This window comes from Vibrio marisflavi CECT 7928 (genome assembly GCF_921294215.1).
Classification (GTDB): domain Bacteria; phylum Pseudomonadota; class Gammaproteobacteria; order Enterobacterales; family Vibrionaceae; genus Vibrio; species Vibrio marisflavi.
In genome coordinates this window covers 258,306-270,375 of record NZ_CAKLDM010000002.1, presented here as the reverse complement: position 1 = coordinate 270,375, position 12,070 = coordinate 258,306, and the positions used below count along the sequence as shown (strand labels likewise).

The window sequence follows — 12,070 nt, the reverse complement described above, 5'->3', positions numbered from 1 at the left end:
TTTCGTCCTATTGATTCGCTCAACTATAGCCTGCCACTTATAGCAGTATGTAAGTCTCAATCAACAAAATAGACGAAATGTTAGTCCAAGCTAAATTGAGGAGCGCATCGCACGCCTCTACCATCACGCCAAACAGCAGCTCTATTTCACAGTAGTTATTGATAAACTTTAGTCAATGGCACTACAATTTCACTGCTTCCGGCTATGTAGCTTATTTAAATTCATAAGGTTAGAGTCATTTCGTCCAATAAATTCACACTATCACATCTCCATAACGCTATCTTCGCCCTATGCCGAAATCTTAATTTCCAACCGATGCGGCGCTACATACGTATATTTTTGCGATCATTTTCTGCACAAAATGTAACAACGACACTGACTTGTTCCGCCTAGGTTTCATCTATTGACATAAATCAACAAAATGTTGAGAACTAACATTATAACGTTGTTAGCATGCTGTTAAGATTATAAAATTCGCACCATCGACTAGCAGATATGATGGATAAAACTTGGGAATTAGCCCAATTTTTTAATATAGATCCAAGGAGGGCGGGCGTCCAAAGTTAGTGTTTTTTTTCAAACTTTGGTTTATTATCAACATCAAATTACTCGTATGTTATCTTTTTTGCCTAATATTTATTCTGTTAGCACAATTTTTTCACAAGTTTAGGTACCGCCAATGCAAAGCCCGCAGATCCTCATCGTTGAAGATGAGCAAGTAACTCGTAACACTCTTAAGAGTATTTTTGAAGCAGAGGGATACGCTGTTTTTGAGGCCAGTGACGGTGAAGAGATGCACCATGTGCTATCTAATAACCAAGTCAACTTGGTTATCATGGATATCAATCTACCTGGCAAAAATGGTTTATTACTTGCGCGCGAACTTCGTGAGCAAGCAAATGTTGCGCTGATGTTCTTAACTGGTCGCGACAATGAAGTTGATAAGATTCTAGGCCTTGAAATTGGTGCAGATGATTACATCACTAAACCATTCAACCCTCGTGAATTGACTATTCGTGCAAGAAACCTGTTAAGCCGCTCGATGAATACAAGCGTTGCTCAAGAAGAAAAACGCAGCGTAGATAAGTATCAATTCAATGGTTGGGTTCTTGATATAAACAGCCGTTCGTTGGTTAGCCCTAGTGGAGATGGCTACAAGCTACCTCGCTCTGAGTTCCGAGCATTATTACACTTCTGCGAAAACCCAGGCAAAATTCAAACTCGTGCCGACCTGCTGAAGAAAATGACAGGCCGCGAGTTAAAACCACATGACCGTACTGTTGATGTAACTATTCGTCGTATCCGTAAGCACTTTGAATCAGTGTCAGGTACGCCAGAGATCATCGCAACAATTCACGGTGAAGGCTACCGTTTCTGTGGTGATTTGGAAGACTAATTTGTCTTTTAGTTTTGGGTGAAGCCCAATATAAAATAGAAAAGGTCGAGGTTTAGCCTCGACCTTTTTGTTACTTTAAATACCCTACTCTACCGAGTTTACCTGCACTTCTTGTTCAACTAACCATTCAGACCTTTTGCCATTTTTGACTTGCAGAGCAACATCAACTGGCTTAGCTAAGTTAACTGGTACCTTTTCCCACTCGAAAGCGACTTGCCATTGGTTTTCATAATTGGTTTGAACTTCAAGATCCTCACCGTAGAAAACCCATGTTTTGTCTCCTTGCTTCACTGAAACTTCGACGACACCTAAATTAGGTGGCAAAGGCTTGTGAGAATCCAGATATAAGGTTCCATGCAGGGTTTGATCTTGACCTTCAACAGTAGCAGGTACGTTCGTCACCCATAAGTTACTCTTCATGACAATTCTGTCACCTGACACTTGAGCTTGGTTGTCTTGACACCAAATTCCTTGCGGTGCGCTGCTGCACCCAGCCAGAAGTACTAACACCAACGACGCTAAAAGAAACTTTTTCATATATTTACCTGTGTGATAACCACTCTTTTAATACTTGAACATCATGCTGATATTCGTTTTTGATTTCTTCGACCCAGTCAGCAATATTCTCTGACCAAGCTGGGGTATCTGGCGTTTGAGCTTTCTGGGCAATCTGTTGGATATGTTTCAAACCTACAGATCCTGCTGCGCCTTTGATTTTATGAGCTTCAGAGACAATACCTTTTTGATCTTTTGCTGTGAGGTTCGAAGTCAGCACATCGACATAGCCAGGCATTAGCTCTTCAAACATTTTCACACTTTCCTTCATTGGATCCGGCCCAACGATGCCTATATATGACTCAAGCATTTCCAGATCAAGCAGATGGACATAAATATCTTTGCCATCTACTGAAGGTGTAGATTCATTACTTGATGTATCTTTCATAACCACCTCACTTTCCAACTCATTTTCAAACTTAACAATCACCTCTTGAACGGCCTCCACTGACAGTGGTTTACTTATCGCATCGTCCATACCACGTTCAAGATAATCCTTTTTATTACTAATCGCGTTAGCAGTAAGAGCCACTAACGGAGGCAAATTTGCATATACTTCTCGATAGTGATTTGCAATTTCAAAACCTGTCATATCAGGTAACTGAATATCAAGAAATACCATATCAAACTGCTCTGGCTTGAAAATCGCCTGAGCTTCTTTCCCCGTCATCGCAACAGTCACTTTATGGCCTAAACTTTCTAGCAACGCACACGCAACAGTTACGTTGAGCTCGATATCTTCTACCATGAATATGTTTAAGCTTCGTGTCGTTTTAACAGGCTTAGGTAAAAGAGACTGTTCATCTGCAAGAGGGGCTTGAATAGTTACGGTAAAAGTACTTCCATATCCTTCTTCGCTGCTCACGTCGATATCGCCATTCATCATTTTGACCAATTGAGCAGAAACCGCGAGACCAATTCCCGTACCTACCGCGTGTAAGTTATCTTTGCTGGATTTTACCTGATAGTACATGGCGAAAATTTTATCCAGCTCCGACTTTGGTATGCCGATACCGGTATCTTCAACTTGGAACATAATTGACGCTTGCGTATCTTCAACTTCAGCACTTACCGATACTACTACACCACCCTCTTTGGTAAACTTCATCGCATTGCTTATCAAATTCCAAAGCACTTGCCGCAAGCGAGTTGCATCGACTTCAATGCCAAATGGAAGATCTGTTAATCGATCTAAGCTAAAGCGCAGTCCTTTCTGCTGCGCCATCAAAGCAGAGATGCTTTCCATTTCGTTGACAAAATCATTAAGGATAATTGGAACTGGGAATAGCTCCAGCTTCCTTCTATCAAACTTATCCATATCGATAATATCATTGAATATATTACCGAGTGTTATTGCACTGACATTTATTGTTTGCATGTGTCTGCGCTGTTCATCGGACAACCTAGAATCTAGCAACATACGGCTTAGGCCAACGATGCCATTTAGAGGTGTGCGCAGTTCGTGACTAATAGTAGAGATGAACGTTGTTTTCTCTCGGCTGGCACGCTCGAGAGATTCTTCATGACGTTTACGTTCTGTAATGTCTCGACCAAAACCAACCAAGCCTAAATGATGACCATCTTTACTGTAAAAAGGCACTTTACGCATTTCAAAAAAGTGCTTACGACCATCAGGGTATTGCAGCCACTGCTCATAAGTCAGTGATTGATTGCTAGAGAATACTTCTTGATCGGTGGCGACAACTTGTTGAGCAACTTCTTTGCTGTAAACATCCCAAGGCGTCAATCCAACTAGCTGACGCTCTGATTTCCCCGTGAGCGTTTCCATTGCTTTATTGCAGCCCGAAAACACTCCATTGGCTTTTCGGTAATAAATAAGGTCTGGCGAAGCATCGATAAATGAGCGTAAAAGTACTGTTCGTTCGGCTAACTCGACTTGAGTCCGCTCACGTTCAAAGACCTCATTTTCCAAGTCTCGAATAGCGACCTTACGCGCTTCTTCTGCCTTTATCCGCTCTTGAATTTCTTGGTTCAATCGCTCGATGTTGTCTTGTAACTCGCGGTTCAATTCTTGGTCACGAGTTCTCATGTCTTTGAGTTTGGAAACAAGTTTAGACAAACGCTGACGAGACTCTTCCAATTGGTCAACCACAACGGAAAGAAAGTAGACTGCCCAAGGTGTGATCAGAATACCGAAGAAGACGGAGCGAACAATATCAATGTTATCAACATGGCCAGTCAACGCCATTGTGATACCAACCTGCACAACAACAGCCAGCGCGACTAATGCTAGAGCCAAAAGAATTGAAAAACGTAAAATGCCCAGTTTTACCAACAAATCAACATAATACTGAGCAAGATTTTTTATCAGTTTCATTTAGCGCCTCACTTCCGTAGTTAGCGCTAGTTTACATGGTTTGCTTATTGGGTGTAACAAGTACCTAGTGAAGTTTGGCACTCGCTCAATCTAATCTGGTATAAAGCTATCACCGATGAGTATTCCTTGGCTACCAGACTTATCTAGTTGCCGTCCTATTTCGGTCATAGGCAACCAGCGATTTTCACACCATAACGGAGCCAAAAGTGTCGGTCTTCGAGCTGAAGAACTGACTCGATGATAGACGATATGAGCCGGTGTTTTTTGGATCATTTCACTGGCAATTGAGACGTACTCTTCTAGCGACAAAAGATCTATTTTCCCGGCTTTCCATGCTCGCGCTAAAGTGCTGCCTTCGACTATATGAAGTCCGTGCAGCTTAATGCCATCAGTACCCGCTTCTAGTACCGCATCCAGTGTGGCCAAGTTATCGCTGCGCCCCTCTTTTGGTAGTCCAAGAATAAGGTGAGTACAGACTTTAATTCCAAGGCTACGAGCTTTCGCAGCAATATCCGCGTACACCTCAAAGTCATGACCTCTATTGATCCGCTTTAACGTATCATTGTTGGCAGATTGCAGGCCAAGCTCAAGCCATACCTCGTAACCTTGATTTACATATCCTGCTAACAATGCGAAAACGTCATCAGAAACACAATCTGGTCGAGTACCTACGCACAAACCAACAATATCAGCGCCAGATAAAGCTTGCTCATACATGTTTTTAAGTAGCTGAACCTCTGCATAAGTACTTGTATATGCTTGAAAATAAGCAAGGTACTTGCTCGCCCTCTTTATTTCCTTAGCCCTATCCTGTAGCTGCTCTTGGATAGACTGTACCTGAACTTTTTCATCCGTAAACGAAGCGACATTACAAAACGTACACCCGCCTCGGCCAATGGTGCCATCTCGATTGGGACAACTAAATCCTCCATGCAGAGTCAACTTATGGACTCTTTCCCCATAGCGCCTGCGAAGATCTTGGCCAAATGTGTTCACTAACTCATGTAACTGCATATAAAAAAACTCAGTGCATACCAAACAGCTCTATAGTGCATATTGGTAGCAATAGTAAGTGTAAATTAATTACACTTTTGTAATTAAAAACTGAGTTAAAGGGTACTTTAGAATACTCTTAGGTGTACTGCACAAAATCAAACAAGTCGTTATCTAGCACGAAAAACAAGTAAATTCATACAAAGCCCGAGCTTTCCTTGATTAAAAAAACACAAGAATAGGAAATATCCGTATTATTTCCATTGCATTTTACAATTGGTCAATTGTAGGATAGTTACACAAAATGCCATTTTAGTGAGATTTTTTTACATGTTAATAGTTGATTATGTGGTCAAATCTTAATCACTTAAGACTTAAAGCTAAATAATTGGTAAACACAACGAAAAATAACTAATAGCTATTTTTCTCGCAGTATTTTCGTCGAGATATAGCGTCAAAAACCTAAAAGCCTGATTTAGGGAATTGGACAAAGATAACAATTAGCAGCGCACCAGCGAATCCTATTTGTTGAGATGTAGCTGCACTTAACTGGAAGGATGTACAAAATGGTAGACAAAGAGCAGAGTCTCCAAGGTCTTTATACACCAGAGCTAGAGCATGATGCCTGTGGTATCGGCTTTGTCGCTCATTTAAAAAACCGTAAATCGCATAAAGTTGTCACCCAAGCTTTAGATATGCTCGCTCGTATGGAACATCGAGGTGGACAAGGCTGCGACCCATGCAGTGGTGACGGAGCGGGTATCTTGCTGCAAAAGCCTCATGAGTTTTTGCTAGAAGAAACCGTTAAGCTGGGCATTAGGCTGCCTTCTTTTGAAAAATATGGTGTTGGCGTCATATTATTTCCGAAAGATGAATACAAGAGAGCGCAATGCCGTGACATTCTAGAGCGCAATGCCAAACGACTTGAGTTAGAAATTTTGGGCTACCGAGTCCTGCCAACCGACAACTCTATGATTGGTGACGATCCACTTAGCAGCGAACCTCAATTTGAGCATGTGTTTGTCTCTGGAGGCCCTAGCACTACCCCTGAAGAACTTGAGCGCAAACTGTATGTATTACGCAACTATACTGTACGAGTATGCTTGGAAAGCGTCTCTAACATCGGCGATGACTTTTACATTAACTCAATGTCTTACAAGACCTTGGTGTATAAAGGCCAGCTAACCACTGAACAAGTTCCACAATACTTCTTAGACTTGCGTAGTCCGTCTATGGTTACAGCTTTGGCTCTGGTTCACTCTCGCTTTTCTACCAACACCTTCCCGAAATGGCGCCTTGCTCAACCTTTCCGTTATATTGCTCACAATGGCGAAATCAACACAGTTCGCGGCAATCTCAACTGGATGAAAGCGCGTGAAGCCATTTTAGAATCTGAGTTATTCACGCAAACCGAAATCGATATGCTGCTACCTATTTGTCAGGAAAACAGCTCCGATTCATCAAATTTCGACATGGCGTTAGAGTTACTTGTTCTATCAGGAAGAACACTTCCACACGCGCTAATGATGCTCATTCCTGAAGCGTGGCAAGAGAATAAAACCATGGACTCTGCACGCAGAGCTTTCTACCAATACCACGCAAATATCATGGAACCATGGGATGGCCCTGCATCAGTTTGCTTCACTGATGGCGTACAGGTAGGTGCGACCCTAGACAGGAATGGTTTACGCCCATCTCGCTATACCGTTACTAAAGACGACTTCCTTGTTATGGCATCTGAATCAGGTGTAGTTGATATCAAACCTGAAAATGTCGAGTACCGCGGACGGCTACAACCGGGACGCATATTTGTCGCAGATCTTGAGCAGGGGCGCATTATCTCTGATGAAGAAGTCAAAGATACAATTGCCAATGCGCAACCTTATCAGCAGTGGGTTAACGACAACCTACTCAGCCTAAATGAGCTTCCAGACTCTGGAAACGTTCACCATCAGCCAACACCTGAGCGTCTTTTACATAAACAACAAGCCTTTGGTATCAGCCGCGAAGAAGTAAATGAGATCATTCTCCCTCTGACACAAACAGGCTATGAACCTCTCGGTTCTATGGGAGCTGACTGGCCGCTGGCCGTTCTATCACATCAATCCCAACATCTTTCTAACTACTTCAAACAGCTTTTCGCCCAGGTGACTAACCCGCCAATCGATCCAATTCGTGAGCGCATGGTAATGTCACTTAAAACCTATTTAGGAAAAGATCAAAACTTACTATGCGAAACACCTGAGCACTGTCAGAAAGTTGAACTGGACTCGCCAGTGCTATCCAACACTGAACTGGAAAAGCTGCGCGCGATAGATAACGAGCACTTGCAAGCTAAAACATTGGATATCGTATTCAGAGCAAGTGATGAGCCGGGTAAACTAGAGCGAGCTCTAAAACGAGTATGCCAATATGCCGAAGATGCGGTGATAGACGGTTACTCAATCATCCTACTAACTGACCGAGCTATTAACTCTAACCACGCGGCCATCCCTGCAATGCTTGCTGTAGGTGCGGTTCATCACCACCTCATTCGTAAAGGTTTGAGAGCCAAATGTGACATCGTCATCGAAACTGGTGATGCGCGAGAAACACACCACTTTGCAACTCTAGTCGGCTATGGCGCAAACGCAGTCAATCCATATCTTGTGACCGAAAGCATTATCGAGTTGCAACGCACTAACAAACTTGATCCTGAAACATCCGTCGACGACCTATTCAATAACTACCGCAAAGGTGTTAACGGGGGCCTTCTCAAAATCTTCTCTAAGATGGGTATATCAACACTACAGTCTTATCACGGAGCGCAAATCTTTGAAGCTCTCGGTATCAGTAAGTCAGTCGTTGATAAGTACTTCACTGGTACTATTTCTCGTATTGAAGGCTTAACTATTGATGACATTGCCAAAGAAGTATTAGTTCGCCATAGAATAGGATACCCAACACGAGAAATACCCATCCAAACTTTAGATGTGGGCGGCGTATACCAATGGAAGCAGCGTGGGGAAAAACACCTATTCAACCCAGAAACTATTTCTCTACTGCAACAATCGACTCGTAACAAAGATTTTGCACAGTTTAAAAAGTACGCCAATACAGTTGACGAGCAAAGCCACTATGCTGCTACTCTACGAAGCCAATTGGAGTTTATAAAAAATCCAGCTGGCTCCATCTCTATCGACGAAGTTGAACCTGCAAGCAATATTTTAAAACGATTTGCCACTGGAGCAATGTCGTTTGGTTCCATTTCTTATGAAGCGCACTCAACATTAGCTGTTGCGATGAACCGAATTGGCGCAAAATCGAACTCCGGTGAAGGCGGTGAAGATCCAACTCGCTTCGAGAGAAAAGAAAATGGTGACTGGGAGCGTTCCGCAATTAAACAGGTTGCTTCAGGTCGCTTCGGTGTGACGTCGTACTACTTAACCAACGCTGATGAGCTACAGATTAAGATGGCTCAAGGCGCTAAGCCTGGTGAAGGTGGACAGTTACCTGGAGATAAAGTCGATGACTGGATTGGAGCGACTCGTCACTCTACCCCAGGAGTTGGCCTCATTTCACCACCTCCACATCACGACATATACTCCATCGAAGACTTGGCTCAGCTGATCTACGACTTGAAAAATGCCAATAGAAAAAGCCGAGTTAACGTAAAGCTAGTTTCTGAAGCTGGTGTGGGCACCATTGCATCAGGTGTGGCAAAAGCGAAAGCAGATGTTGTGCTTATCGCAGGATTTGATGGAGGAACAGGTGCATCACCTATTTCATCGATTCGCCACACTGGCCTTCCTTGGGAGCTAGGACTAGCAGAAACACATCAAACACTATTGAAAAACGGCTTGCGCAATCGAATCGTTGTTCAATCTGATGGCCAAATGAAAACGCCACGTGACCTTGCTATTGCCACATTACTAGGTGCAGAAGAATGGGGCGTTGCAACTGCAGCTCTGATCGTTGAAGGCTGTATCATGATGCGTAAATGCCATAAAAACACCTGTCCTGTTGGTATCGCAACGCAAAATAAAACCCTTCGCGAGCGTTTTGATGGTCGCGTGGAAGACGTCGTTACCTTCTTTGAATACATGGCAGAAGGTTTACGTGAAATCATGGCGGAGCTCGGTTTCAGAACCATTGATGAAATGGTTGGTCAATCAACTAAATTGCGCGTGAAGAAAGATTCTGGTCATTGGAAATATAATAATCTAGACCTTTCCCCAGTTCTATTTAATGAGCCTGCTCGAGAACAAGATGGTGTGTATCAACAAATTGAGCAAAACCACCAGCTTGAAAGCGTACTTGATAGAGAGCTCATCAAACAAGCAGCTCCTGCACTTGAGCGCGGTGAAGCAGTCAATATAACACTGCCAATCGTCAACACTGACCGCAGCGTGGGTACTATGTTCTCCAATGAAGTGTCCAAAGTCTACAAAGATCAAGGTGTGCCTAAACCAGTCTCCGTTAAGTTCAATGGCTCTGCAGGACAGTCTTTCGGAGCTTTCCTTGCGAAGGGTGCAACATTTGAAGTCGAGGGTGACGCGAACGATTATTGGGGCAAAGGACTTTCTGGTGGAACACTTGTTCTTTATCCAGACGCTAAATCCTCCATTGTCGCTGAAGATAATATCGTAGTAGGCAATGTCTGTTTCTACGGCGCTACTTCAGGCGAATCCTATATTCGAGGCCTAGCAGGCGAGCGTTTCTGCGTTCGAAATTCAGGTGCGAAAGTCGTCGTTGAAGGTGTTGGTGACCATGGTTGTGAATACATGACGGGAGGGGTCGCTGTCATTCTAGGCTCAACGGGACGTAACTTCGCAGCTGGCATGAGTGGCGGTATCGCTTACGTATGGGATAAATCTGGTGACTTCGAATCCAAGCTAAACTCCGAACTGGTTGATCTCGATCCAATTGAAGAACAAGACGAAGCACTCATTAAAGAGATGCTAACCAAGCACGTCCAATACACCGGTAGTGAAGTCGCGCAATCTTTCCTAGATAACTTTGCTGCGGGCATAGCCTCTTTAGTCAAAGTCATGCCACGCGACTACAAAGCGGTACTACAAAAACGTGCACAAGAGAAGCAAAATGAAATGGAGGCTGTGTAATGGGTAAAGCAACTGGGTTTCTAGAACATGGCCGCGAACTGCCGGGGAAAATCGAACCGGCAGAGCGTATCAAAAACAATAAAGAGTTTGTCCTAAACCAAGAGTTTGGCGATAAGGTAAATACTCAAGCGTCCCGCTGCATGGATTGTGGCGTACCGTTTTGTCACAACGGCTGTCCAATTGGTAACATCATTCCAGAGTTTAACGACGCCGTATATCGCGATAGCTGGGAAGAGGCGTGGAATATTCTTAGTTCTACCAATAATTTTCCTGAGTTTACCGGGCGAGTATGTCCAGCTCCTTGTGAAAGTGCTTGTGTATTAGGCATCAACCAAGATCCAATCACAATTTGCAACATCGAAAAAACCATAGTGGAAAAAGCGTACCAAAATGGCTATGCCAAACCAAAAGCGCCACGCTCTCGCACTGGCAAGAAAGTTGCCATTGTTGGCTCAGGTCCAGCAGGGCTTGCTGCAGCAGAACAACTAAATAGTGCGGGACACAATGTTACTGTCTTTGAGCGAGATGAAAAAGTGGGTGGTTTGCTCCGTTTTGGCATTCCCGACTTTAAGCTCAATATGGAAGTCATTGACCGTAAAATTAATATGATGGAACAAGCAGGCATCGATTTTAAGGTTAACCAACATGTTGGTGTAACCATCAACGCTCAACAACTCAATCAGGAGTACGATGCAATCTTACTCACTGGCGGCTCAACTGTACCTCGTGATTTGCCTGTTCAAGGTCGCGATCTAAAAGGCGTTCACTTCGCAATGCAATTTCTCGCTCAAAACAATCGCAGAGCGAACAATATGGACCTGAAGTCTGAAGAAATACATGCGGCAGGAAAACACGTTGTTGTTATCGGTGGCGGAGATACCGGTTCGGACTGCGTCGGCACTTCCAATCGTCACGGCGCTGCAAGTGTCACTCAAGTTGAAATCATGCCAATGCCACCGGAAGCGCGACCTGCCAATATGCCTTGGCCACAGTACCCAATGATATTGCGTACTTCTACATCTCATGAAGAAGGCTGCCAACGACAGTGGAATATTCTTACCAAGGAGTTTGTTGGCAACGAAAAAGGCGAACTAACCGGTATTCGTATTGCTGATATTATTTGGCATGAAGCAAAGGCTGATGAACGTCCAAGGTTCGAGGAAGTCGCAAATAGTGAGAGAGTAATTCCTTGCGATATGGCTTTCCTTGCAATGGGTTTTTTACACCCGGAACCTCAAGGAGTACTCGCGCAACTCGATATTGAGCTTGATGAAAGAGGTAACGTTGCTACAAGTGGCTTCAGTACCAACCAGCCGGGAGTATTCGCGGCAGGAGATATGCGAACCGGGCAATCGCTGGTTGTTCGTTGCATCAATGAAGGCAGAGAGTGCGCCATTGACATTGACGCTTATCTAATGGGTAACTCCAATTTAGAAGCAAAGGCTGATTCTCTAATGATGTCCGTGTAGCCCCACTTATCATTTAACGAATTATTCACTACAAATTAAATCACTAGTTCCTTCTTAACAGTTTTGGCCAGTATAAACGCTGGCCCTTTTTTTAGTTAGCTCGCCTCAGTTCCAATAAACCCAGCTACGCAACCCTCTGTTATTTATCACCTTCAATGCCATAACATGATAAGTTTTTCGGTTCAGCCATTTTGTCCCGATAACTTGACCTTTTTCA

General features: G+C 43.6%; 6 protein-coding genes. 3 read left to right on the top strand and 3 right to left on the bottom strand.

The window, feature by feature from the left end; translation table 11 throughout:
* Positions 1 to 679: 679 nt before the first annotated feature.
* Complete coding sequence (gene arcA, locus L7A31_RS07985) at positions 680 to 1,396, top strand: two-component system response regulator ArcA (RefSeq protein ID WP_237360987.1); 717 nt, start codon at positions 680 to 682, stop codon at positions 1,394 to 1,396.
* An 84-nt stretch (positions 1,397 to 1,480) separates the two neighbouring features.
* Here arcA and L7A31_RS07980 read toward each other — a convergent pair whose 3' ends face one another.
* From L7A31_RS07980 to mnmL, 3 genes are all read right to left on the bottom strand, one after another.
* Positions 1,481 to 1,933, bottom strand: a complete 453-nt coding sequence (locus tag L7A31_RS07980) for a hypothetical protein (protein WP_237360986.1) — start codon at positions 1,931 to 1,933, stop codon at positions 1,481 to 1,483.
* 4 nt (positions 1,934 to 1,937) lie between these two features.
* Positions 1,938 to 4,289 (bottom strand): aerobic respiration two-component sensor histidine kinase ArcB, encoded by a 2,352-nt coding sequence (gene arcB / locus L7A31_RS07975; protein ID WP_237360985.1) that lies wholly within the window; start codon positions 4,287 to 4,289, stop codon positions 1,938 to 1,940.
* A gap of 90 nt (positions 4,290 to 4,379) precedes the next feature.
* Positions 4,380 to 5,303 (bottom strand): tRNA modification radical SAM protein MnmL/YtqA, encoded by a 924-nt coding sequence (gene mnmL, locus L7A31_RS07970; RefSeq protein ID WP_237360984.1) that lies wholly within the window; start codon positions 5,301 to 5,303, stop codon positions 4,380 to 4,382.
* A gap of 545 nt (positions 5,304 to 5,848) precedes the next feature.
* Between mnmL and gltB the strand changes: the two genes are divergently transcribed.
* Positions 5,849 to 10,384 carry a glutamate synthase large subunit gene (gene gltB / locus L7A31_RS07965; protein ID WP_237360983.1) on the top strand — a complete coding sequence of 1,512 codons (4,536 nt, stop codon included), beginning with the start codon at positions 5,849 to 5,851 and terminating at the stop codon, positions 10,382 to 10,384.
* The gene (locus L7A31_RS07960; protein ID WP_237360982.1) at positions 10,384 to 11,853 is read left to right on the top strand and encodes a glutamate synthase subunit beta; all 1,470 of its coding nucleotides are present in this window, start codon (positions 10,384 to 10,386) and stop codon (positions 11,851 to 11,853) included. The genes gltB and L7A31_RS07960 overlap by 1 nt, the downstream gene beginning before the upstream one ends.
* Positions 11,854 to 12,070: the final 217 nt, after the last annotated feature.